General features: G+C 72.4%; 18 protein-coding genes and 2 pseudogenes. 11 read left to right on the top strand and 9 right to left on the bottom strand.

Annotation, left to right across the window (positions count from 1 at the left end):
* The first annotated feature begins 13 nt into the window (after nucleotides 1-13).
* From MILUP08_RS28845 to MILUP08_RS28830, 4 genes are all read left to right on the top strand, one after another.
* Entirely contained in the window at nucleotides 14-508 is a 495-nt protein-coding gene (locus MILUP08_RS28845) for a SigE family RNA polymerase sigma factor (protein ID WP_007464476.1), read from the top strand.
* Entirely contained in the window at nucleotides 505-1,563 is a 1,059-nt protein-coding gene (locus MILUP08_RS28840; protein WP_007464474.1) for a hypothetical protein, read from the top strand. The genes MILUP08_RS28845 and MILUP08_RS28840 overlap by 4 nt, the downstream gene beginning before the upstream one ends.
* A 44-nt stretch (nucleotides 1,564-1,607) precedes the next feature.
* Complete coding sequence (locus MILUP08_RS28835; protein ID WP_237747203.1) at nucleotides 1,608-1,931, top strand: hypothetical protein; 324 nt, start codon at nucleotides 1,608-1,610, stop codon at nucleotides 1,929-1,931.
* Nucleotides 1,932-2,001: 70 nt separating this feature from the next.
* Nucleotides 2,002-2,799 (top strand): alpha/beta hydrolase, encoded by a 798-nt coding sequence (locus MILUP08_RS28830; protein ID WP_007464471.1) that lies wholly within the window; start codon nucleotides 2,002-2,004, stop codon nucleotides 2,797-2,799.
* Nucleotides 2,800-2,802: 3 nt separating this feature from the next.
* Here MILUP08_RS28830 and MILUP08_RS28825 read toward each other — a convergent pair whose 3' ends face one another.
* The 4 genes from MILUP08_RS28825 to MILUP08_RS28810 all read right to left on the bottom strand — a co-directional run bounded on the left by MILUP08_RS28825 (nucleotide 2,803) and on the right by MILUP08_RS28810 (nucleotide 5,556).
* Nucleotides 2,803-3,882 (bottom strand): AI-2E family transporter, encoded by a 1,080-nt coding sequence (locus tag MILUP08_RS28825; protein WP_039908960.1) that lies wholly within the window; start codon nucleotides 3,880-3,882, stop codon nucleotides 2,803-2,805.
* A 129-nt stretch (nucleotides 3,883-4,011) separates the two neighbouring features.
* Complete coding sequence (locus MILUP08_RS28820) at nucleotides 4,012-4,200, bottom strand: DUF397 domain-containing protein (RefSeq protein WP_007464467.1); 189 nt, start codon at nucleotides 4,198-4,200, stop codon at nucleotides 4,012-4,014.
* The gene (locus MILUP08_RS28815; RefSeq protein ID WP_039908959.1) at nucleotides 4,191-4,970 is read right to left on the bottom strand and encodes a helix-turn-helix domain-containing protein; all 780 of its coding nucleotides are present in this window, start codon (nucleotides 4,968-4,970) and stop codon (nucleotides 4,191-4,193) included. The genes MILUP08_RS28820 and MILUP08_RS28815 overlap by 10 nt, the downstream gene beginning before the upstream one ends.
* Nucleotides 4,971-5,109: 139 nt before the next feature.
* Nucleotides 5,110-5,556, bottom strand: a complete 447-nt coding sequence (locus MILUP08_RS28810; RefSeq protein WP_007464460.1) for a hypothetical protein — start codon at nucleotides 5,554-5,556, stop codon at nucleotides 5,110-5,112.
* Here MILUP08_RS28810 and MILUP08_RS28805 point away from each other — a divergent pair.
* A complete protein-coding gene (locus tag MILUP08_RS28805) occupies nucleotides 5,555-5,857 on the top strand; it encodes a hypothetical protein (RefSeq protein ID WP_051065837.1) in 303 nt (100 codons plus the stop codon). The two genes, MILUP08_RS28810 and MILUP08_RS28805, sit on opposite strands and share 2 nt — an antisense overlap.
* An 83-nt stretch (nucleotides 5,858-5,940) precedes the next feature.
* Here MILUP08_RS28805 and MILUP08_RS28800 read toward each other — a convergent pair.
* The 4 genes and pseudogenes from MILUP08_RS28800 to mce all read right to left on the bottom strand — a co-directional run bounded on the left by MILUP08_RS28800 (nucleotide 5,941) and on the right by mce (nucleotide 12,153).
* Nucleotides 5,941-8,230 (bottom strand): annotated as a pseudogene (locus MILUP08_RS28800) (coiled-coil domain-containing protein).
* A gap of 178 nt (nucleotides 8,231-8,408) precedes the next feature.
* Nucleotides 8,409-9,671 carry a hypothetical protein gene (locus MILUP08_RS28795; protein ID WP_007464451.1) on the bottom strand — a complete coding sequence of 421 codons (1,263 nt, stop codon included), beginning with the start codon at nucleotides 9,669-9,671 and terminating at the stop codon, nucleotides 8,409-8,411.
* A gap of 285 nt (nucleotides 9,672-9,956) precedes the next feature.
* A complete protein-coding gene (gene ccrA, locus MILUP08_RS28790) occupies nucleotides 9,957-11,312 on the bottom strand; it encodes a crotonyl-CoA carboxylase/reductase (protein ID WP_007464449.1) in 1,356 nt (451 codons plus the stop codon).
* Nucleotides 11,313-11,676: 364 nt separating this feature from the next.
* Complete coding sequence (gene mce / locus MILUP08_RS28785; protein WP_007464446.1) at nucleotides 11,677-12,153, bottom strand: methylmalonyl-CoA epimerase; 477 nt, start codon at nucleotides 12,151-12,153, stop codon at nucleotides 11,677-11,679.
* 62 nt (nucleotides 12,154-12,215) lie between these two features.
* Between mce and MILUP08_RS28780 the strand changes: the two genes are divergently transcribed.
* The 6 genes and pseudogenes from MILUP08_RS28780 to MILUP08_RS36995 all read left to right on the top strand — a co-directional run.
* Nucleotides 12,216-13,415 (top strand): acetyl-CoA C-acetyltransferase, encoded by a 1,200-nt coding sequence (locus tag MILUP08_RS28780; RefSeq protein ID WP_007464443.1) that lies wholly within the window; start codon nucleotides 12,216-12,218, stop codon nucleotides 13,413-13,415.
* A 121-nt stretch (nucleotides 13,416-13,536) separates the two neighbouring features.
* Nucleotides 13,537-14,472 (top strand): methylmalonyl Co-A mutase-associated GTPase MeaB, encoded by a 936-nt coding sequence (meaB, locus tag MILUP08_RS28775; RefSeq protein WP_266249715.1) that lies wholly within the window; start codon nucleotides 13,537-13,539, stop codon nucleotides 14,470-14,472.
* Nucleotides 14,473-14,565: 93 nt separating this feature from the next.
* Nucleotides 14,566-14,973: an Asp23/Gls24 family envelope stress response protein gene (locus tag MILUP08_RS28770; RefSeq protein WP_007464439.1), complete on the top strand. Its 408-nt coding sequence runs from the start codon at nucleotides 14,566-14,568 to the stop codon at nucleotides 14,971-14,973.
* A 95-nt stretch (nucleotides 14,974-15,068) separates the two neighbouring features.
* Nucleotides 15,069-16,757 carry a coenzyme B12-dependent isobutyryl-CoA mutase large subunit gene (locus MILUP08_RS28765; RefSeq protein ID WP_007464436.1) on the top strand — a complete coding sequence of 563 codons (1,689 nt, stop codon included), beginning with the start codon at nucleotides 15,069-15,071 and terminating at the stop codon, nucleotides 16,755-16,757.
* A 161-nt stretch (nucleotides 16,758-16,918) separates the two neighbouring features.
* Nucleotides 16,919-17,842, top strand: coding sequence for a tetratricopeptide repeat protein (locus MILUP08_RS28760; protein ID WP_007464434.1), 924 nt, complete (start codon nucleotides 16,919-16,921; stop codon nucleotides 17,840-17,842).
* A gap of 75 nt (nucleotides 17,843-17,917) precedes the next feature.
* Nucleotides 17,918-18,884 (top strand): annotated as a pseudogene (locus tag MILUP08_RS36995) (arginase family protein); the annotation flags it as partial.
* 927 nt (nucleotides 18,885-19,811) lie between these two features.
* Here the strand turns inward: MILUP08_RS36995 and MILUP08_RS28750 are convergent.
* The gene (locus MILUP08_RS28750) at nucleotides 19,812-21,770 is read right to left on the bottom strand and encodes a penicillin-binding transpeptidase domain-containing protein (protein ID WP_007464428.1); all 1,959 of its coding nucleotides are present in this window, start codon (nucleotides 21,768-21,770) and stop codon (nucleotides 19,812-19,814) included.
* Nucleotides 21,771-21,854: the final 84 nt, after the last annotated feature.

The following is a 21,854-nucleotide window of genomic DNA, read 5'->3' as shown; positions in this document are numbered from 1 at the left end:
GCGTCTACAGGATGTGACCTTCGAGGAGTACGTCGGCAGTCGCGGCCCGGCCCTGTACCGGCTGGCCCGACTGCTCACCGGTGACGAGCACCGGGCCGAGGACCTCACCCAGGAGGTGTTGTCCCAGGCGTACGTGCACTGGCGTCGGATCTCCCGCGCCGACCGTCCCGACGTGTACGTGCGCCGGATGCTCGTCAACGCCAACAACTCCTGGTGGCGACGTCGGTCGAACCGGGAAGTGGTCATCGACGCCGTCGTCGACCGGCCGCACCGCGTCGACGTCGGCGGAGAGGCGGCCGATCGGGACGAGATGTGGCGGCTGATCCTCGGCCTGCCCGACCGTCAGCGGGCGGTGCTGGTGCTGCGCTACTACGAGGACCTCGACGACGCGACCATCGCGCAGATTCTGAACTGCTCGCCGGTCACCGTCCGCACCCACGCCATGCGGGCCCTCGCCAACCTCCGGGAGCGCTGCGGCGTCCCGACGACGAACGGGAGCCGACAGTGACCGACCTCGACCAGCGGATCAACCAGACGCTGCGCGAGCGCGCCGAGGGCAGCGTCGACACGGACCGGCTGCTGGCCGCCGCCGTGGTGCGGGGACGCGGTCGGGTACGCCGCCGGCGCACCGCCGCCGGTCTCGCGCTCGGCGTGGTGGCGGTGCTCGGCCTGGGCGTGGTGACGGACCCGGCGGGCCTGATCGACTCCGGCCCGGACGGGACGCCCGGCCCCGGTCTGCCGGCGGATGCCGTGGTGGCCGTGGTGCCGCCGCGCGCCGACGACGTGCCGGGCGCGGCCGCCCAGCCGGATCTGCTCGGCGCCGACCCGCAGCTGCTGCACTTCGGGTTCTCCTCGGACGGGTTCCGCTACCTGTCCTGGTCGGTGCAGAGCGGCGTGGAGATGGCGCGGCTCGACGTCGACGGGCACACGGTCACCCTGGAGCTCTCCGCGTCCGCCGAGGCGCTGCCTCTGCGGGCCCCCGGGCTGCCGGCGCTGGTGCCGGAGCTGATCACCGAGGGCGTCTTCGACGGGTCGGTGTCGCACGCCGCGGGGCCCTACGGCGTCACGGTCTGGCTGCGGCACTGGCAACCCGCCCCCGGGGTGTACGCCCGAGCCACCGCCATCGCCGACGACGAGCGGGAGCTGTTCGAGGTGGCCGGCGCGCTGCGGCTCGACCAGGCGCACCGCTGCGGTGGGCCGCTGCGGCTCACGACGCTGCCGGCGGGAGCCCAGGTGACCAGGTGCGAGGTGACGATGGCGCCGTTCCCGGCCGCGTACGGCGTCCAGCTGACGGTCGCCGGGAGCAACCCGGGTGGCATCCAGGTCGAGTTGCAGTACGCGATCGGCATCGCCGGGGGCCGTACGGTGGGAAACCGGGAGGTGAACGGCAAACCGGCCCATATTGATCAGCAGAGCGGGGAACTTGAGCTGCTCGGCTTCCCCAAGGCCCACCTGACCGCCAACTTCGGCTGGCCGGCGCAGGGGTACACCGAGGCGGACGCGACCACGGTGCTGGGCGGGGCGCAGGTCGCCGAGCACCTGGACCGGCCCACGACCTGGTGACCGCCCCGGGTCGTCCCGCCCGACGGACCGTACGCTTGGTGACTGTGAGCCCCCGTCGCAACCGCCCTCGTCGGGACGAGAACGCCAACCTGGACGCCGACCGGGCCCGGCAGGGCGTCGCCTCGGTGCAGCAGTGGACCGACGGCGCCTGGCAGGTACGCGGCATCGGAGCGGGGGCGTCGGTCAAGACGTACCGCTGCCCCGGTTGTGACCAGGAGATCCGACCCGGGGTGGCGCACCTCGTGGCCTGGCCCGCCGACGGCCTGGGTGACCTGACCGACCGCCGGCACTGGCACAGCGGCTGCTGGCGTGCCCGGGAGCGGCGCGGCCCGGCGGTGCAGCGCGGCCGGGGCACACCGCGCTACTGAGCGAGCGACCTGGATCACCCTGTTCGTGCCTGGGCGGGCGGTCGCGGCGAGTTCGCGACAGACTTGGGCGGTGAGCACAGCGATCCGCGCGTCGTCGATCCTGCCCGGCCGCCGGGAGGACATCGAGCTGCACACCGCCGACGGTCTGCGGCTGGTCGGCGAACTGGCCCTGCCGGCCGACCGGCCGCCGGTGGCCACCCTCGTCTGCCTGCACCCGCTGCCCACCCACGGCGGAATGATGGACAGCCACGTGTTCCGCAAGGCGGCGTGGCGGCTTCCCGCGCTGGCCGACCTGGCCGTGCTCCGCTTCAACACCCGGGGCACGAGCAGTGTGCGCGGCACCAGCGAGGGGGCGTTCGACGGCGCGGTGGGCGAGCGCTACGACGTGGCCGCCGCCATCGAGTACGCGGAGTTCGCCGAACTGCCCAACATCTGGCTCGTCGGCTGGTCGTTCGGCACCGACCTGACCCTGAAGTACGGGTGCGACCCGGCGATCGCGGGGGCGATCCTGCTCTCCCCGCCGCTGCGCTTCTCTGCCCCGGAGGACCTGGCCACCTGGGCCGCCTCGGGTCGGCCGCTGACGGCGCTGGTGCCGGAGTTCGACGACTACCTGCGCCCGGCCGAGGCGCGGGAGCGGTTCGCGGCGGTGCCGCAGGCCGAGGTGGTCGGGGTGCCCGGTGCGAAGCACCTCTGGGTCGGCGACGCGGAGCTGGTGCTCGACGAGATCGTCAAGCGGGTCAACCCGGCGGTCGAGGTGCCGCTGCCGACGACCTGGGACGGGCCGATGGAGGCCGGCGACGTCAGCGCGTACGCCGACCGCACGGTGGCCGCCTTCGCGGACACGCCCGTCCCCGGGCCGGCCGACTGACGCTCAACTCCTCTCCTGACGGGGGAGCACCACCTCGCGCAGGATCAGTTGCAGCGCGGCCACCGTGGGGATGGCGATAAGCGCGCCCACCACGCCCAGCAGCGCCACCCCGAGCAGCGCGGCCAGCAGGGCGGCGACCTCGTTGACCTCCACCGAACGCCGCATCACCTTCGGGTAGATGAGGTAGTTCTCGACCTGCTGGTAGATCAGGAAGAAGACCGCGCAGGCGATGCCGGTGGGCAGGCCGGCGGCGAAGCCGACCAGGCTCACGATCACCGCGCCGAGGGTCGCGCCGATCTGCGGGATCAGGTCGGTCACCGCGACGACCACGGCCAGCGCGAACGGGTACGGCAGCCCCACGATCAGCGCGAACACGAACGTGGTCGCGCCGGCCAGCACGGCGATGCTCAACGCGCCGACCATGTAGGCGCCGACCTTCGCCAGGATCTCGTCGCCGATCAGCTGCACCCGCTCCCGCCGCGACCGGGGCACCAACGAGTAGCCCAGGGACCGGAGCTTGTTGAAGTAGGCAAGGAAGTAGATCGTCAGCACCAGCACGGTCAACGTCCGGAACACCGTGCCGAAGATCAGTTGGGCGCCGCCGAGCACCCCGCCGAGCGCCCGGCCGATGGTGTCCGCGTTGGCCGCGCCCTGCACCCGCTCCACCACGTCGTACCGCTCCACCAGGTCGTTGACCGTCGGATTACGGCGCAACTCGTCGAGCAGGCTCGGGATCTGGTCGATGAACTGCCCCGACTGCGTGACGATCGGCGGGACCAGCGCCACGATGCCGCCGCAGAGCAGCAGCACCACCGTCAACGCCACCACAGTCACCGCGAGGCCGTGGGGTACACCCCAGGTGCGCAGGCGCACCACCGCCGGGTTGAGGCCCACCGCGAGGAAGAGCGCGATCACCACAAGCACCAGGATGCCGCCGGCATTGCGAATCCCCAGATAGAGGGTGTACGCCAGCAGCACGCCCAGCGCGCCCGTGAAGCCGATCAGGAAGCTGCTGCGGCGCAGCGGACGCCCCGGCGTGCCGAACTTGCCCGACGGCACGGCAGGCGGCTCGTCGGGGTCGATTCCCGGTGCGGGAACCGGCACCGCCGGTGGAGTCTCCGCCGACGTCGACGTCTGCGCAGGTGGGGGGCTCGGGGTCGCGTCCGCGTCGTCGGCCGACGGGTCGTGCTGTGGCACCAGGGGCCTCCCGGCTCAGGGGGTCCGACGACTGGCGACGGCCACGAACGCCCGCCACGCGGGCGGCGCGAACACCAGCACCGGGCCGGACGGATCCTTGCTGTCCCGCACCCCCACCACCCCGGGCAGATTGTCCGCCACCTCGACGCACTCTCCATTGCCGCTACGGGTGGAGGTGCGCCACTGGGCGTCGGTCAGGTCCATGACGTGACAACTTCCTTCATCAGCTCGATCGACTGCTGGCGGGGCAACGCACTGTTTCTGATCATCTCCCAGCGCGTCAGGAGCGTAGCCACCTCGTGGTCGCTGTCGACCACAAGGCCGTCAATCTGGTGTTCCATGTGCCCCACCCAGCCGCCGTCCGCGCCTCGGGCGAGATTGAACGGGCCCGACAGGCCGACGTGCAACCCGCCTCCGGCCGGAACGATGTGCAAGCTGACGTGCGGTCGCGCCAGGCTGGCGATCAGATGGCTGATCTGCTCGACCATCAACCCTCGGACCTCCTCGCCGGCACGCCGCAGCACCAACTCGTCGACGACCGCGACGAACTGCGGCGGCTCCGGCTGAACCAACAGCGACTGTCGGTCCAGGCGGGCGTGGACTCGGCGTTCCACCTCGTCGTCGCTCAGCAGATCGTCGCAGCGGATCACCGCGCGGGCGTAGTTCTCGGTCTGGAGCAGGCCGGGGACCAGCGTGGGTTGGAAGCAGCGCAGTTGGCGGGCGCTGCGCTCGGCATCCAGCCAGGGGCGGAACCAGCTCGGCTGGCCGTCCCGCTCGGCGAGCTTGAGCAGGTGGACGAGCAGGCCGCCGGTGGTCAGCACCTCGTCGGCGCGGGCGAGGAAGAGCCGGTCCAGCGGGCGTTGGCCCAGCTCCAGCGCGGACACCATCGAGCCGGAGTAGTGCACCAGCCGGCCGAAGTCCTCCTGGCTCATCCCGGCGGCGATGCGCAGTCGACGCAGCTGCGCGCGGATCATGTCGGCCGTCGGCGCGGCGTCGCCTTCCACAGTGCCTCCGCAGGTCGAGGGTCGTCTCCACCGGCCGACCCGGCGGGGCACGCCGCTCCCGCAGTCACCCCACCGGACGCGGCGATGCCTTCCGACCGTAGTGGTGCTCTCAGCAGACTGTCACGTACCGGGTGGTCCCGGACCGGTTCGGTTTCCACCGCCCGGCCCTGCCGTCGCACGGCGGCAGAACCGTCCCCCAGTCGAGGAGGCAACCCATGTCCACGTCTCGCCCCGCCGGCCGGTCGCTGCCCGTCACCGTGACCTCGGCGTCGTCGCCGTCCACCGCCTGCACACCGCCAGGTCCCCGCTCGGGCGGCGGGGCGCGTACTCCGGTGTCGGGGCCGTCCGCCGGTCGCAGGCCGCCCGGTCCGAGTTCGGGTGGTGGGGCGCGTACGCCGGCGTGGTGGTTGCCCGCGGTTCGCAGGCCGCCGGGTTCCCGCTCGGGCGGCGGGGCGCGTACCCCGGTGTCGGGGCCGTCCGCCGGTCGCCGGCCGCCGGGTTCCAGCTCGGGCCCGGTGTCGGGGTTGCCGCAACCGCGGCTCGGGCCGTACCCCATGTTTCCCCGACCCTGCGGCGCGCGGACGCCGCACACCCCGCTGCGACCGATGTGGTGCTGCCGGGCGGACGGCCGACCCTGGCCCTGCGCGGACGCCCGGCTGCTGCTCAAGGCGGAGTTCGACGAGGATCCGGCCGCGCTGACCATCTACCTCGCGGGGCTCTACCACGAGGCGGCGCACGACCTGTACCAGCTCAATCCCCACGACGGGCCGGCGCCCAGGGAGCTGTTCGAGCGCTTCGTGGCCTGGGGCCCGTTCCGCCGCCCGATCGTGGACCCGCCTCCCGAAGACCGGGCTTGATCCACTCGCCTTGCAGGAAATCGGGGTGTCCGGGATAGCCGGACACCCCGATTTCGCTGATGTCGTGTCGATCTTGAGGTTGGTCAGTCCTTCTCGATCGTGACCTTGCTGGGCTTGGCGCTGCGCTCGTCGGTGGTCGGCTTGCTGGGCCGCTTGCCGTTCTCACCGGTGCTGGTGATCTTCGTCGGCTTGGCGCCCCGGCCACCCTCGCCCGGAACGGCCGCCACGGTCGGCTCGCCGTCCACCCCGGCGCTGGCCGCGCCGCCGTCGACAGTGGTCATCGGTTCGGCCACCGGGCGGGTCGTGGACTGCCCGGACTCCCCGCCCGCCGCAGCATTCGCCGGCTGCCGGGCGTCGTCGGACTCGCCCTTGCGGCCGTTCGCGGCGCCAGCGCCGACCGGCGCACCCGGGTCGTCGGGCTCGCCCTTGCGGCCGTTCGCGCTGCCGGCGACGACCGGCGTGGCAGTGTCGTCGGGCGCGGCCTTCAGACCGGCGCCGACTGGCGCACCAGCGTCGTCGGACTCGGCCGTGCGGCCGTTCGCGCTGCCGGCATCGGCAGCCACGCCAGCGTTGGCGGGTGCGGTGGCCCCGTCGGTGCCTGACCCGGTCGCGGCCTCGCCGCCCGACGCCGCGGAAACGGCCGGCGCGTCGGGGCGGTCGCCCGTGGCCGGTGCGGTCGGGCCATCGATCGGGCCGGTGGCGCCGCGTAGCCGCACCTCGGTCATCTGCCGTTCGAGCTCGTCGGACTCCTGCCGGGCCTTCCAGGTCTCCTGCCGCAGGTCGGCGAGCTCCTGCTGAGCCTGGGCGATCTCCAACATCACCTGGGCGAGCTGCTGACGGCCCGCGGCCGATTCCTGCTGTGTCGCCGCCAGGTGCTGCTGCGTGGTCGCCAGGTGCTGCTGGGTGGTGGCCGCGTACTCCTCGAACTGGCGACGCGAGGCCGCGACGTGCTCGTCGGCCTTGCGGCGCTTGTCGCCCGCCTCGGTCTCGGCGCGGCTCAACAGCTCGGCCGCCTCCGTCTCGGCGCGCTGGCGCAGGGCCGCCGCGTCCCGCTCGGCCGCCTGGCGGATCGCCTCGGCGCCCTGCTCGATCTCGTTCTTGCGGGCGGTGTACTCGGTCTCCAGCGTGTCCTTGCGGGTCGAGTACTCGGTCTCCAGCTCGTCGCGCCGGGCGGTGAAACTCGACTCCAGCTCGGTGCTGCGCGCGGTCCAGCCCGACTCCAGCTCCTGCTTGCGGGACTCGTGCTGCTTGTCCAGCTCGTCGCGGCGCTTGGCAAACTCCTGCTCGGCGGTGGACCGTCGCTGGGCCAGCTCGCGATCGGCCGCCCCGCGCCGCGAGTTGACCTCCTGCTCCACGCCGGCTCGCCAGGCGCCCAGCTCCTGCTGGGTCTGCGCCCGGGACTGCTGCACGTACGCCTCGGTCTCGCTGCGCATCCGCTGCACGTACGCCTCGGTCTCGGCCCGGCTGCGCTTGGCCGACTCGGACGCCTGCGTGGTCAGCCGCTCGGCCTCCTCGCTGTGCCTTGGCGCGGGTGGCCCGGCCGGCCATCGACGCGTCGTCGATGATCTGCTTGGCCTCCTGCTGTGCCTTGGCGTGGGTCGCCCGGCCCGCCTCGGTCGCCGTGTCGGTGAGCCGCTTGGCCTCCTGCTGGGCCTTGGCGTGCACCTCCTTGGCCGCCTCGCGCAGCTCGCCGGCCTCCTGCCGGGCGGTGGTCAGCGCCTCGCGGGCCGCCTCGCGCAGCTTGGTGGCCTCCTGCTGTGCCCGGGTGTGGATCTCCTTGGCGGTGTCCCGCAGCTGGGTGGCCTCCTGCTGGGCCTTGGCCAGCTCGTCCTGTGCGGCCTTGCGCAGCTTCGCCGACTCGTCCTTGGCCGACCGCAGGGTCGCGTCCGCCTCGGCGCGGCGGGAGGCGCTGTGCCGCTCCTCCTCCTGGCGGCGGGCGGCGAGAGCGATCTCGAAGTCCTTCAGTGCCCGCGCGGCCTGCTCGCGGGCCTCCTCGATGATGTGCTCGGCGGCGGCGCGACGGGCCTCGATCTCCTCGTTGGCCGCCGACAGGATCTGCTCGGCCTGCTCCTCGGCGAGGGTGAGGATCGACTCGACGCGGGGGCCCAGGTGCCGGAAGGAGGCCCGGTCCACCACGTTCATCTGCTTGCGGACCTGGGTCAGATCCCGTTGCAGGACCTCGACCTGGCCGGCGAGCTTGTGGATCTGTGTATAGGCCTGTTCCCGTTCGGCGGCGAGGGTCGCGATCTCGTGCTCGGCACGCGCGACGTACCGGTCAACCTGTTTCTTCTCGTACCCCCGCAGAGCGGACTCGAAGCTGGGCTCCGTGGTCACGTCCCCGCCGAGAGCGAACAGTTCCTCGCCGTGCGACATGCCCCCATCCTCACACGCATCGCCCCCTGCTGGGGCGATACGGACGCCCCTTGTGGGACCTACTTCACTCCGTGGCGAGGGCACCACACCAAGGGTTGGGAAACGCACACGGCGCGAGGTCACACCGGTTACCCGGTGTCACCTCGCGCCGTTCGATGCCCCGACCTGACGCCTCGCGTCAGCCGGCGGTCTCCGCGGTCACCCGCTCCTGACCACCGTCGGTCTTCTTCGCCTCCGGCTTGGCCGCCGGGGCAGCCGCCGCCGGCACGCCGGGCACGATGCCGGCGAGCCCGGAGAGCATCTGACCGAGCTGCGAGGTGACCGCGTCCTTCTGCCGGGTGAGGTCCTCGACCTCGCGGCGGGCGGCCTGCGTGGTCAGCTCGGCCTCGGTGCGCGCCTCGGTGAGCAGACGCTGCGACTCGGCCTTGGCCTCGTTGAGCGTCTTCTCGGAGTGCGCCTTGGCCTTGTCGATCGTCTCGGCGGCGTTGCGCTCCGACTCGACCCGGCGGGCCTCGGCGCGCTGCTCGATCTCCTTCGCGCGCTCCTGGGCGGCGCGGGCGCGCTGCTCGGCCTCGCTGACCATCTTCTGGGTCTGCGACACCTGGGCGGCGTGCCGCTCGGACTCCTCGCGCTCGGCCTTCTCGCGCCGCTCGGCGAGCTGCAGCTCCAGGGCCTGGAGGTCCTTGTCGCGCTTGTCCCGCGCGTCGGTGAGCAGCTTGGTGGCCTCGGCGCGCTTCTCCTCGGCCTCGCGGGCAGCCTTGGCCCGCTGCTGGGTGATCTCCCGCTCGGCGGTCGCCCGGAGGGTCGCCACCTCCCGCTCGACAGTCGACTTCAGCTCGGCCACCTCGTGGGCCGTCACCGTACGCAGCTGCTTGGTCTCGCGGTCCGCGTCGGCGCGCAGGGTGTCGGCCTCGCGGCGGGCCTGCACCCGGACCTCGGCGGCCTCGCGCTCGGCGGCGGTGCGCAGGTTGCCGGCCTCGCGCTCGGCGCTGGCCTTCATCGCGGCGGCCTCGGCGCGGGCCTTGTCCGTGATCTCCCGGGCCTCGAGGCGGGCGGCGGAGAGGATGCCCTCGGACTCGCGCTTGGCCTCGTTGCGGTGGTCGTTGGCCTGCTCCTCGGCGAGCCGGAGGATCTGCTCGACGCGGGTGCCGAGCCCCGAGAGGGTGGGCCGGCTGTTCTCCTCGAGCTGCTTGTTCGTGTCGGTGAGCTTCTGCTCCAGCGCACTCATGCGCTGCTCGGCCTGGCGGAGACGACGCTGGGCGTCGTTCATCCGCTGCTCGGCCTCGGCACGGGCCTGCTCGGACTGGGTCAGCGCGGCCGTCATCCGGCCGATGAAGTCATCGACCTGGTGAGTGTTGTATCCGCGCAGGCCAACGGTGAAATCTGGCTGCGAGTTCGCGTTATCGAAGAACGCGAGAGGGGAGGACTGCTGCTGGGGCATTGGGACATACTGGCAGACGCCCCAGGGTGCTTCGCAAGAGCGGTACGGAGCTTTCGTGTCCTCATTACATGGTCAACTGACCTGGCCGTCGGGGCCGGACCAATCGGCGATCTTGGCAGGTCCCGGGCGGGACGGGCGCCACGCAGCGTGACGCGAAAAAGGGCCACGGGTGCGTCCCGTGGCCCTTTGTTCGATCCGGATGGGTTCCGGCTAATGGGGGTGGAAGAACAATGGCCGATCACCGTATTGGCCATCGGGTGCTCATCCGTCCGGCCGGTGGCCCGCTCAGTGCCCCCGGAACCGGTTGATCGCGTCCTCGTGCCGGGCCCGCAACTCCCCGTCACGGACGCCCAACCCGTCGGCGGGCGCGAGGCAGCGCACCCCGACCTTGCCCTGGTGCGCGTTGCGGTGCACCTCGTACGCGGCCTGGCCGGTCTGCTCCAACGGGTAGGTGCGCGACACCGTCGGGTGCACCTTGCCGAGCGCGACCAGACGGTTGGCCTGCCACGCCTCGTGGTAGTTGGCGAAGTGGCTGCCCACGATCCGCTTGAGGTGCATCCACAGGTAGCGGTTGTCGTACTGGTGCTGGAACCCGCTCGTGGACGCGCAGGTGACGATGGTGCCGCCACGGCGGGCCACGTAGACGCTCGCGCCGAACGTCTCCCGGCCCGGGTGCTCGAAGACGATGTCCGGGTCCTCGCCGCCGGTCAGCTCGCGGATCCGCTCGCCGAAGCGCCGCCACTCGTCCTGGTCCTGGGTCTGCTCGTCCTTCCAGAACCGGAAGCCCTCGGCCGCCCGGTCGATGACCAGGTCCGCGCCCATCCGCCGGCACAGCTCGGCCTTCTCCGGCGAGGAGACCACGCAGACCGGGATCGCGCCCCCGTTGAGGGCCATCTGGGTGGCGTACCCGCCGAGGCCTCCGGAGGCGCCCCAGATCAGCACCACGTCACCCTGCTTCATGTTGGCGCCGTGGTGCGAGACGAGCTGCCGGTACGCGGTGGAGTTGACCAGCCCGGGGCTGGCCGCCTCCTCCCAGCTCAGGTGCCGCGGCTTGGGCATCAGCTGGTTGGCCTTGACCACGGCCAGCTCGGCCAGCCCGCCGAAGTTGGTCTCGAAGCCCCAGATCCGCTGCTGCGGGTCGAGCATGGTGTCGTCGTGCCCGGCGGCGTCCTCCAGCTCGACGGAGAGGCAGTGCGCGACGACCTCGTCGCCGGCCGCCCACCGGGTCACCCCCGGACCGGTCCGCAGCACCACGCCGGCGGCGTCCGAGCCGACCACGTGGTACGGCAGGTCGTGCCGGCGGGTCAGCTCGGAGACCCGGCCGTAGCGTTCGAGGAACCGGAAGGTGGACACCGGCTCGAAGATGCTCGTCCACACCGTGTTGTAGTTGATCGCGCTCGCCATCACCGCGATCAGCGCCTCACCCGGGGCCAGCTCCGGCGTCGGCACCTCCTGCACGTGCAGCGCCTTACGAGGGTCCTTGTCCCGGGTGGCCATGCCGTCGAACATCCGGGACTCCTCGGCGCGGACGACCACGCCTCGGTAACTCTCCGGAACGGGCAGTCCGGCGACGCCCGCCAGCTCGCGGTCCGGGTCGTTCGATTCCTCCGCCGCCATGATCGCTTCGAGGATGTCCTGCACGGTGACCTCCGGTTCGTCCCCGCACCCGCACGGGCCCGGGTGCTGCCATCGTCGGCGCCGGCGGACACGACCACCATGTCGGCATTCGACACATCCGGCCCGGTCGCGCCCCTGTGGGCCGGGACGTTACTGAACGGTAGCTAGGGCGGGAAGTCCTCTGTGAAAAACTGCATCGACCGATGCGTGAAGGTGCCCGGCCACCCCGCCAACCACGCACAGAAGTGCGCGCCGAGGCGGCCGCGGCGGCCCCCGGGTCGCGCGGCAGACGCGCGGTGACGACGACTTCGGGGATGTTGCTGCCTCAGACGCGGCGGAGGCAGCAACATCCCCGAAGTTGCGCGGATCTTGCGGGCAGGGGCGAGGGTCAGTGCGAGGTGGGGGCGGGTTCCACCAACTCCACCAGGACGCCGCCGGCGTCCTTGGGGTGCACGAAGTTGATCCGGCTGTCGGCGGTGCCGCGGCGCGGTGCGTCGTAGAGCAACCGCATCCCCCGCTCGCGCAGCGCCGCGCACGCCACGTCGATGTCCGCCACGGTGTACGCCACCTGCTGCACGCCCGGCCCGTTGCGGTCGAGGAACTTCGCGATCGTCGACTCCGGGGTGAGCGGGGCCAGGAGCTGCACGCAACCGCCCTCGGCGGTCGGCCCGACGGTGAGCATCGCCTCGCGTACGCCCTGCTCGGCGTTGGTCTCGACGTGTACGCAGCGCATTCCGAAGGTCCGCTGGTAGAAGTCGATCGCGGCGTCCAGGTCGGAGACGGCGATGCCGACGTGGTCAATCTTGCGAAGCCCGATGTCTGTGACGTAGTCCGCACCGGGCTCGACGGAGGAGTTCTCGGTCATGACGCTAGTCTGGCCGAACAATCGTTAAGGCGTACAGCTCGGCACCCCCCTCGGAGGCAGGCATGGCTTCGGTGATCGTCAGCGGCGCGCGGACCCCGATGGGCCGGCTGCTGGGCAACCTCAAGGACCTCCCGGCCACCAAGCTCGGCGGGATCGCCATCAAGGCGGCCCTGGAGCGGGCCGGTGTCAGCCCGGACCAGGTCCAGTACGTGATCATGGGGCAGGTGCTCCAGGCGGGCGCCGGGCAGATCCCGGCCCGGCAGGCGGCGGTCGAGGCCGGCGTGCCGATGTCGGTGCCGGCGCTGACCATCAACAAGGTCTGCCTCTCCGGCCTGGACGCGATCGCCCTGGCCGACCAGCTCATCCGGGCCGGCGAGTTCGACATCGTGGTGGCCGGCGGCATGGAGTCGATGACCAACGCCCCGCACCTGCTGATGGGCCAGCGCACCGGCTACAAGTACGGCGACGTGGTGGTCAAGGACCACATGGCGCACGACGGGCTCAGCGACGCCTGGGACTGCTGCTCCATGGGTGAGTCGACCGAGCGGCTCGGCACGAAGCACGGGATCTCCCGCGAGGAGCAGGACGCCTTCGCCGCGGCCAGCCACCAGCGGGCCGCCGCCGCGCAGAAGAACGGCCACTTCGCCGAGGAGATCACCCCGGTGCTGATCCCGCAGCGCAAGGGTGACCCGCTGGTGATCAGCGACGACGAGGGCATCCGCCCGGACACCACCGCCGAGTCGCTGGCCAAGCTGCGCCCCGCCTTCACCAAGGACGGAACGATCACCGCCGGCAGCTCCTCGCCGATCTCCGACGGCGCCGCCGCGGTGGTCGTCATGAGCATGGCCAAGGCCAAGGAGCTGGGGCTGACCTGGCTGGCCGAGATCGGCGCGCACGGCAACGTGGCGGGTCCGGACAACTCCCTGCACTCGCAGCCGTCCAACGCGATCAACCACGCCCTGAAGAAGGGTGGCCTGAGCGTCGAGGACCTGGACCTCATCGAGATCAACGAGGCGTTCGCGCAGGTCGGCATCCAGTCCAGCCGTGACCTCGGTATCAGCTCCGACAGGATCAACGTCAACGGCGGCGCGATCGCGCTGGGGCACCCGATCGGCATGTCCGGCGCGCGTCTCGTCCTCACCCTCGCCCTGGAGCTGAAGCGGCGTGGCGGCGGCACCGGCGCGGCCGCTCTGTGTGGCGGCGGCGGCCAGGGCGACGCGTTGATCATCCACGTGCCGGGCAAGGCTGAGACCGACAAGTGAGCGCGAGGAGTGAGCCGGTTTTGCGAGCCCCGCAGTCGCGAACAAAGATGGCGCAGTGAGCGAAGCGGCAGAGAGCGTCCCGGCGGGCACCACGTCGGTGCGCCGCAGTCGGGACGTGCCGATGCTTGTCGAGCGGGCCCGCACCGGTGACCCCCGCGCGGTGGCCCGCCTGATCACCCTGGTGGAGAACGGCGACACCCTGCTGCCGGCGATCGCCGCCGCGTTGGCGCCGTACGCCGGGCAGGCCCAGGTCGTCGGGCTCACCGGCTCGCCCGGGGTGGGCAAGTCGACCACCACCAACGAGCTGGTCCGGGCGTTGCGGGCGCGTGGGCACCGGGTGGGCGTGCTGGCGGTCGACCCGTCCAGTCCGTTCACCGGTGGGGCGATCCTCGGCGACCGGGTGCGCATGCAGGACCACGCCACCGATCCGGGCGTCTACATCCGGTCGATGTCCAGCCGGGGGCACCTCGGCGGGCTGGCGGCGGCGACACCGCAGGCGGTCCGCGTGCTGGAGGGCGCCGGCTGTGACGTGGTGCTTGTCGAGACCGTCGGCGTCGGGCAGGCCGAGGTGGAGGTCGCCTCGCTTGCCGACACCACGCTCGTGCTGCTCGCCCCCGGCATGGGTGACGCGATCCAGGCGGTCAAGGCCGGCATCCTGGAGATCGCCGACGTGTTCGTGGTCAACAAGGCCGACCGCGACGGCGTCGACGCCACCGTCCGGGACATCCAGGGCATGATCGCCCTGGGTGAGCGCGGCCCGGGGCAGTGGCGACCGCAGGTGGTCCGGGCGGTCGCGGCCCGTGGTGAGGGCATCGACGACATCGCCGCCGCCATCGACAAGCACCGGGGCTGGCTGGTCGAGCACGGCGAGCTGCGCCGCCGCCAGGAGGCGCGGGCCGCCGCCGAGATCGAGGCCATCGCGCTCGGCACCCTCCGCGCCCGGATCGGCTCACTCCGCGACGGTACGGAGCTGAGCACGCTCGCCGCCAAGGTGGCCGAGGGTGGTCTCGACCCGTACGCGGCGGCCGACACCCTGCTCGCCCAGCTCGCCCGCTGACCGTCCACCGGGGACATCCCGGCGCTGCCCGATCCTTGTAGGCTCGCACCGCCCCACGGCGGTGGGGCCGGTGCGAGGAGCAGGGGAGCGGGCATGGATCACGAGGCGACGCAGGAGATGACGGCGGCGTCGGTGCCGGCAGGCGGCACGACGCAGGTCTCCGACGAGGTGATCGAGAAGATCGCCGTCGCGGCGGCCCGCGCGGTTCCCGGGGTTGCCGAGTTGGGCGGCGACGTCGCCCGGTTCTTCAACTCCGTCCTCGACCGGGTCGGGCTGGACCAGGTGGGCGACGCCCGGCGGGGCTGCTCGGCGCACGTGACAGGCGACGCCGCAGTGGTCAACCTGGTGCTGGTGATCGAGGCCGGTCGCGCGGTGCCGGAGATCACCGCCGAGGTGCGGGCCCGGGTCACCGAGGCCGTCGAGGCGTACGGGTTGCGGGTCGACGAGGTCAACATCCGGGTCGACGACGTGGCGATGGGTGGCCCCGCTCCCACCGTCTGACCGGGTTACCCGTCGGTACGGGCTTACTTAGCGATCGTTCAGGCGAGGGCTCTACACTCGACGTGCAGTCGAGGAACCGAGGAGGAGCCCTGCGCATGGACGCCGACGAGATCGACGCCGGACGGGCACGCTGGCAGGCCCGGTACGACTCCGCGCGCAAGCGGGACGCCGACTTCACCACGCTCTCCGGGATGCCTGTGGAGCCGGTGTACGGGCCACCGGAGGGCAGCGCGTACCCGGGCTTCGAACGGATCGGCTGGCCGGGCGAGTACCCGTACACCAGGGGTCTTCATCCGACCGGCTATCGCGGGCGGACCTGGACGATCCGGCAGTTCGCCGGCTTCGGCAACGCCCAGCAGACCAACGAGCGCTACAAGATGATCCTCGGCGCCGGCGGCGGCGGCCTCTCCGTCGCGTTCGACATGCCGACCCTGATGGGCCGCGACTCCGACGACCCGCAGGCGCTCGGCGAGGTCGGCCACTGCGGCGTCGCCATCGACACCGCCACCGACATGCAGGCGCTCTTCGACGGCATCGACCTGGCCGACGTCACCACCTCGATGACCATCTCCGGCCCGGCCGTGCCGGTGTTCTGCATGTACCTGGTCGCCGCCGAGCGGCAGGGCGCCGACCTGTCCAAGCTGGACGGCACGCTGCAGACCGACATCTTCAAGGAGTACATCGCGCAGAAGGAGTGGCTCTTCGACCCGGAGCCGCACCTGCGCCTGATCGGCGACCTGATGGAGTACTGCGCGGCCGAGATCCCGCGCTACAAGCCGCTGTCGGTCTCCGGCTACCACATCCGCGAGGCCGGCTCGACCGCCGCGCAGGAGCTGGCGTACACCCTCGCCGACGGGTTCGGCTACGTGGAGCTGGGCCTCTCGCGCGGGCTGGACGTGAACGTCTTCGCGCCGGGGCTGAGCTTCTTCTTCGACTCGCACCTCGACTTCTTCGAGGAGATCGCCAAGTTCCGCGCCGCCCGCCGGATCTGGGCCCGCTGGCTGCGCGACGTCTACGGCGCGACCAGCGAGAAGGCCCTCTGGCTGCGGTTCCACACGCAGACCGCCGGGGTGTCGCTGACCGCGCAGCAACCGGTGAACAACGTCGTACGCACCGCCGTCGAGGCTCTCGCGGCGGTGCTGGGCGGCACCAATTCGCTGCACACCAACGCGCTTGACGAGACCCTGGCGCTGCCCACCGACGAGTCCGCCGAGATCGCCCTGCGTACGCAGCAGGTGCTGATGGAGGAGACCGGCGTGGTCAACGTGGCCGACCCGCTCGGCGGCTCGTGGTACGTCGAGGCGCTGACCGACAAGATCGAGGCCGAGGCGGAGGAGATCTTCGCCCGGATCCGGCAGCTCGGCGGGGACGGGCCGCACCAGATCGGCCCGATGACCTCGGGCATCCTGCGCGGCATCGAGGACGGCTGGTTCACCGGCCACATCGCCGAGTCGGCCTTCGTCTACCAGCAGGCCCTCGAGAAGGGCGACAAGAAGATCGTCGGCGTCAACTGCCACACCGGCACGGTCGCCAAGGAGCTGGAGATCCTGCGCATCTCGCACGAGGTGGAGCTGGAGCAGCGCCGGGTGCTCGCCGAGCGCAAGGGCACCCGGGACGAGTCGGCCGTCCGCGCGGCGGTCGCGCGGATGGTCGACGCCAGCCGCACCGACGAGAACATGATCCCCGCCATGCTCGACGCCGTCCGCGCCGAGGCGACCCTGGGCGAGATCTGCGACGCCCTCCGGGCCGAGTGGGGCACCTACCGCGAACCCGCCCGCTTCTGACCCGTTCGATCGTGCACTTCCTGTCCCGGTGAACCGGGTCAATGCCGCCTTCCGGTGACAGAAAGTGCACGATCGCGGGGGTGGGGGTGGGGCGTGAGAGTTGCAACGTCGGAGTTGTGGGTGAGCCGGGAATCCGGGCTCGCGTGCGAGACTAGGTAACCATGAGCGACCCACGGATCACCTCGTCGATCTTCACCCGCGGCGCGGTCGACCTCAGCACGCTGCGCGGCCCCGCACCAGCCAGTACCCGCCCCGGCACACCCCCGCAGGGCGGCCCGTCCGCCGGCGTGCCCGGCGCGCAGACCGCCGGCGGCAACGCCGCCATCGTCGACGTCACCGAGGCGACCATCCAGGCCGATGTGCTCGAACGGTCGATGGCCATGCCCGTCATCGTCTTCTTCGGCGCGGCCGGCTTCCCGGAGAGCGACGAGTTCGCCCCGGTGCTGGAGCGGCTGGCCGCCGAGAGCGGCGGCACCTGGGTCCTCGCCCGGGTCGACGTGCAGGAAAACCCGCGGATCGCCCAGATGTTCCGGGTCCAGGGCATCCCCATGGTCTACGCCGTCGTCGGCGGCCAGCCGATCGACGCCTTCTCCGGTGTGGTGCCCGAGGCGCAGCTCCGCCAGTGGATCCAGGCCGTGCTCAAGGCCGGTGGCGTGGCCGTCGCCGAACCGGAGGACCCGCGCCTCGACGAGGCGGACGACGCGCTCATGAGCGGCGACCTGGACGCCGCCGAGCAGGCGTACCGCAAGATTCTCGCCGACGCCCCGGCGGACGCCGCGGCCACGGCGGGTCTGGCCCAGGTCGGCGTGGCCCGCCGGGTGGCGGGCGCCGACCCGGCCACCGCGCTGGCCGCCGCCGAGAGCGCCCCCGACGACGTCGCGGCCCAACTGCTTGCCGCCGACATCGAGGTGCTCAGCGGCCTGGCCGAGCAGGCGTACGCCCGGCTCGTCGGTCTGGTCCGGCGCACCGCCGGTGAGGACCGCGAGGAGGTCCGCCAGCACCTGGTGTCGCTGTTCTCCATCGCCGGCCCGGACGACCCGGCGGTCGCCTCGGCCCGGCGGGCCCTGGCCAGCGCCCTCTTCTGAGTTCAATGACTTCGTAGCACGCCAGCGCGGGCCGGCGTTTCCGCCGGCCCGCCCGACCACCGAGGACGGGAGCTCATGATGCGCCGGATCGCCGTCCTCGACGCGCCGACAAATCTCGGCCTGCGACCCCCGACGTCCACCTCCGTGCCGGGCTGCGCCAAGGCGCCCGGCGCGTTGCGGGACCACGACCTGCTGGCCCGGCTGCGGGCCCGCGACGCCGGCTGCGTCACCCCACCGCGGTACGACCCCGGCGACTGGCGGCCCGGCGACGGCGTGTGCCACGCCCGGGAGATCGCCGACTACTCCCTCGCCCTCGCCGAGCGGATCGGCTCGATCATCGACCGGGGCGAGTTCCCTGTGGTGCTGGGCGGCGACTGCTCCGTGCTGCTCGGCTCCGCGCTGGCCATGCACCGCCTCGGTGAGGCGGTCGGCGGGCGGATCGGGCTCGTCTTCGTCGACGGGCACTCCGACTTCCGGCACCCCGGCAACGCCTCCTACGTCGGCGCGGCCGCCGGGGAGGACCTGGCCCTCGTCACCGGGCGCGGGCAGGCCGACCTGGCCGCGCTGGAGGGCCGCCGACCCTACTTCCGCGACATCGACGTGGTGGTGCTCGGCATCCGGGCGCAGGACGAGTACCGTCTCGACCTCCAGGCCGCCGGGATCACCACCCGACCGGTGCCGGCGCTGCGCGCCGAGGGCGCCGCCCGGACCGCCCAGTGGGCGCACGAGCAGCTCGCCGACTGCGCGGGCTACTGGGTGCACATCGACGTCGACGTGCTCGACCCGGCGGTGATGCCGGCCGTGGACGCCCCCGACCCTGGCGGCATCGCCTTCGCCGAGCTGGAGATCCTGCTCGCCGGCCTGGTCGACACCCCACACTGCCTGGGCGTCGAGCTGACCGTGTTCGACCCCGACTACGACCCGGACGGCTCGTACGCCGCCGAGATCGTCAACACAGTGGTCGCCGGCCTGGCTCCGGTCACTGCCCCGGAGGCGGTGCCGCCCCGGCTGCTGTCGCCCCGACCCACGCCGTCCCCGCGGCGCGGCAACGGCCGGGCCGGGACTGGCGGCGAGCGTTCCGACCGGCTCAGTGCGCTCGATGGCCTTGATCGTGCGGCGCCTGGTGGGTTGGATCGTGCGGCGCCTGGTGGGTTGGATCGTGCGGCGCCTGGTGGGTTGGATCGTGCGGCGCCTGGTGGGTTGGATCGTGCCGCGCCTGGTGGGTTGGATCGTGCCGCGCCTGGTGGGTTGGATCGTGCGGCGCCTGGTGGGTTGGATCGTGCGGCGCCTGGTGGGCTTGATCGTGCCGCGCGTTCCGCTGGGCCTGCCGACGGTGGTCGCGGTGACGAGCGCGGCGGCGGCGATGATCATCCCGATGTCGACCCCGCCGACGCCGAGTCGCCTGGCGGCGGTCCCTCTGCGGGCGGTGATTCCTCGGGCGGCCGTTCTGCTAGCGGCGGTCCCTCTGGCGGCGGATCTGCCGATGGCGGTTCTGCCGGCACCGGTTCCTCGGCCGGGGGTTCTGCTGGTGGCGGTCCCTCTGGCGGCGGTCCTGCCGGCGGTGATTCCTCGGGCGGCCGTTTCGCCGGCGGTGATTCCTCGGGCGGCCGTTTCGCCGGCACCGGTTCCTCGGGCGGCCGTTCGTCGCTGAGCGCTGTGCCGGACGACGTCGCGGGCGAGGCGGGGCCACCCGGCGTGCGCGTTCTGGCCCCGTCCGAGCCATCGGGCGTCGCGGCGCAGATCGCGGCCATGGTCGAGCGTGAACCGGTCGGTCCGCCCGCGTCGGCCGGCCCGGGGCTGCTCCGACGACCGTCCACGCCGGCCCCGGAACCACCGGAGAGGCACGAAGCCGACACCGCCTGACCAGGCCCGGCCCACCTCGCCGTGATCGACCGCGGTTTCAGCGAAACCGAGTCGATCACGCCGCACGCCGCACGCCGCACGCCGCACGCCGGGCGCAGGGCGCGACTTAGCGGAGGGCGCGGAGGAAGCGCTCGGCGATCGGGACGGCCGAGGCCGTGCTGGCCCCGCCCTTCTCCACGAACACGGCGAACGCGACGTCACCCTGCCAGCCCACGAACCAGGCGTGCGTGTGGGCCGGGTTGTCGTCGTACTCGGCGGTGCCGGTCTTGCCGTACACCTCGTCGCCCGGAACGTCCTTGAGCGCGCTGCCGGTGCCGGCGGTGACCACCTCGCGCATCATCGTGCGCAGCGCCTCGATCGACTGCGGCTTGAGCGGTCCGTCGGTCGCGGCCGGCTTGGCCGGCGCCGGGTCGACCAGCAGCTTCGGCTGGATGAAGGCACCACGGGCGACGGCAGCGGTGGCGCCGGCCATGGCCAGCGGGCTGACCAGCGTGGTGCCCTGGCCGAACGACGCGGCGGCCTGCTCGGCGGGGCTGCCGCCGGTCGACACCTTGCCGGTGAAGGCGTCCGTGCCGAGATCCCACTGCCCCTCCAGGCCCAGCGAGCGGCCGGCGACGGCCAGGCCGTCACCGCCGAGCTTCGGAGCCAGCGAGGCGAAGGCCGTGTTGCAGGACTTGGCGAAGTCGGTGCGGAACGGCACCGAGCCCAGCTCGAAGTTGTCCGAGTTCTTGAAGGACCGGCCATCGACGGTGAAGGTCTTCTTGCACTCCACCGGCCCGTCCAGGGTGACCGCGCCCCGGTCCAGCAGACCCAGCGCGCTGACCATCTTGAACGTGGAACCCGGCGGCACCTGGGCGTCGAAGGCCAGGTTCTCGCCGGCCGGCCCGGGACCGTTGGCGGCGGCGAGGACCGCGCCGTCGCTGACGCGTACCGCGACCAGCGCGGCTCGGCGTGACTCGGCGCGCAGGGCGCCGTCGGCCGCGTTCTGGGTGGCCACGTCCAGGGTGGTCTTCAGGGCCTCACCGGGCTTCGGCTCCTGGCGGAACAGCTCGGCGCCGGTGGGGGCCAGCTTGCCGCCCTCGTCGGGCCGCTCGACCACTACAGTCAGGCCGGGGGCGCCGCGCAACCGCTCGTCGTAGCGGCCCTGCAACCCGCCGTGCCCGACCAGGTCGCCGGTGACGTACCGGTCCGGGTGGGCGGCGAGGTCGTCGGCCTGCGCCGGGTCGACCGAGCCGAGCAGCGCGCGGGCGAACTCCCGGGTCGGCGCCAGGTCGAGCTTGTCGGAGGCGAACTTGGTGCCGGGCAGGTCGTAGATCCGGGACTTGATCTGGCGGTACGCGTCGTCGCGCAGGGTCACCACCTCGACGAGCCCGCCCGGATCGGCCTCGGCCACCCGCTTGGGCAGGTCGGACAGGTCGACGGCGGGAACCAGGGCCGGACGGATCGCCTTGAAGGCCCCGTCGAGATCCTCGACCAGCTTCTTGATGTCGGTGACCTGGTTGGGCTGCACACCCACCCGCACCACCGGGCGGGGAGACACGATCGGCTGGCCGGCCGCGTCCAGCACGCCGGCCCGGGAGCCGGTGTCGCGACGCAACCCCAGTCGGTCACCCTTGGTGAGCTGCTCGTGGATCACCCGGGGCTCCCACATCACCTGCCACTGGTCGTCGTCGCCCTGGACGAGCCGCAGGTCCCGGTCGTACGTCCAGTGGGCCTGGCCCGGCAGGGGCCAGTCGACCCGGATCGTCGTGGTCGCGACGTTCTTGGTGATCTTCGGCTCGCCCTGCCGGGTCACTGTGGGCGGGGTGGACGCCAACTCGCCGGACAGCTCCTTGATCTCCTTGGCCACCTCGGCCGCCGGCACCTTGGCGCCGGTCGTGTCGACAATCGCGACCGCCTGCAGGTCGCCGCTGCGCCAGCCGGCGAGGAAGGCGTCGGCGCTGCGCTCGGGCCCGTCGTCACCGGAGCACGCCGCCAGGACGCCGACGGTGAGCAGGGCCGCGGTGAGCGCGGCGACCCGCCGGGCGCGGTTCGGCCGGTGGGGCCGGGGGTAGGACAAGGTCATGAAGCGGTCCTTCCGGTCTCGGGCTGCTCTGCACGGTAGTACGCGAAGGGTGTCCCCAACGTCCCGTGAGGGGCTCGACGTGCG

The sequence above is a fragment of the Micromonospora lupini str. Lupac 08 genome (genome assembly GCF_000297395.2).
GTDB lineage: Bacteria > Actinomycetota > Actinomycetes > Mycobacteriales > Micromonosporaceae > Micromonospora > Micromonospora lupini.
This window is presented reverse-complemented; position numbering and strand designations above follow the sequence as displayed.

Bases quoted from the DNA above. Each gene is read 5' to 3' on its own strand.
- MILUP08_RS28820 (WP_007464467.1), bottom strand. From the start codon at position 4,200: ATGGACCTGACCGACGCCCAGTGGCGCACCTCCACCCGTAGCGGCAAT.
- MILUP08_RS28795 (WP_007464451.1), bottom strand. From the start codon at position 9,671: ATGCCCCAGCAGCAGTCCTCCCCTCTCGCGTTCTTCGATAACGCGAAC.
- mce (WP_007464446.1), bottom strand. From the start codon at position 12,153: ATGACCGAGAACTCCTCCGTCGAGCCCGGTGCGGACTACGTCACAGAC.
- MILUP08_RS28750 (WP_007464428.1), bottom strand. From the start codon at position 21,770: ATGACCTTGTCCTACCCCCGGCCCCACCGGCCGAACCGCGCCCGGCGG.
- MILUP08_RS28770 (WP_007464439.1), top strand. From the start codon at position 14,566: ATGGATCACGAGGCGACGCAGGAGATGACGGCGGCGTCGGTGCCGGCA.
- MILUP08_RS28760 (WP_007464434.1), top strand. From the start codon at position 16,919: ATGAGCGACCCACGGATCACCTCGTCGATCTTCACCCGCGGCGCGGTC.
- MILUP08_RS28780 (WP_007464443.1), top strand. From the start codon at position 12,216: ATGGCTTCGGTGATCGTCAGCGGCGCGCGGACCCCGATGGGCCGGCTG.
- MILUP08_RS28765 (WP_007464436.1), top strand. From the start codon at position 15,069: ATGGACGCCGACGAGATCGACGCCGGACGGGCACGCTGGCAGGCCCGG.
- MILUP08_RS28805 (WP_051065837.1), top strand. From the start codon at position 5,555: ATGTTTCCCCGACCCTGCGGCGCGCGGACGCCGCACACCCCGCTGCGA.
- MILUP08_RS28815 (WP_039908959.1), bottom strand. From the start codon at position 4,970: ATGATCCGCGCGCAGCTGCGTCGACTGCGCATCGCCGCCGGGATGAGC.
- meaB (WP_266249715.1), top strand. From the start codon at position 13,537: ATGCTTGTCGAGCGGGCCCGCACCGGTGACCCCCGCGCGGTGGCCCGC.
- MILUP08_RS28810 (WP_007464460.1), bottom strand. From the start codon at position 5,556: ATGGGGTACGGCCCGAGCCGCGGTTGCGGCAACCCCGACACCGGGCCC.